Annotated in this window: 1 protein-coding gene; it reads left to right on the top strand. The window is 45.1% G+C overall.

Annotated features, from left to right (window positions below; all coding sequences use genetic code 11):
- Positions 1–75: 75 nt before the first annotated feature.
- The coding region (locus tag A3751_RS20430) for an FAD-binding oxidoreductase (protein WP_197466568.1) at positions 76–844 on the top strand (769 nt) is incomplete at its 3' end.

Genomic DNA, 844 nt, shown 5'->3' on the forward strand with positions numbered 1-844 from the left:
AAATGATAATTTGAGATGACAGTTGTTAGCTCAATTTCAACTGCATTTTTTATGTAAGCAACCTCAGGCAAGACCGTGTTAAACAACATACAAAGAACAGCGAAATCGTTAAGCAATTATCTTGAGCCCGTTATTGGTCTTATCGCACCCGACTATCGAACCTCAGGAATAAAAACGCGGATAATCGGGATACGAGAAGAAGGGGCAGGAATGTTCACCCTTACCCTAAAGCCGAGTTCTTTGGCTTCCTTTAGTTACCAACCAGGACAACACATTCCTATCCAAATCGAGATTAATGGCCGCGTTTACCAGCGTACATTCAGCATTTCAAGCGCATGGAGACAATGGAAAAAGTCATCGACCATTGAAATAAGCATTAAGCGCGCCCCTCAAGGTCTGGTCACTAACTGGATACCAAACAACCTAAAAAAGGGACACATTGTGCGCATCGGAGAGGCGCAGGGATCATTTGTTCTTTCACCTAAACAGCGGCGACAAACTAATGCGTTTGTGGCTTGTGGCAGTGGCCTTACGCCCATCTTATCGATATTGGAATCGCTATCAGATGCGCAGCTTAGTAGCCAACACCTTCTCTACTCGGTATCACACGAGCCCGAAGCCCCATTCAAAAATCGCTTACAAACGTTAGCAAATAAAGGGCTCAACCTATTGATTTTGGAATCCTCATCACAAGGCAGAATCAAGAATGACACCTTAGAAGCATGGCTCAGTGAAATCCAAATAGAGAGCGCATATGCCTGCGGGCCATCTGGCCTTTCCCAGCATATTCACGACCTCTTTATTGAGCGCAGCCAAAGACTTGGCCACGCAACGCCTAAATTTT

Source organism: Oleiphilus sp. HI0080, from assembly GCF_001635135.1.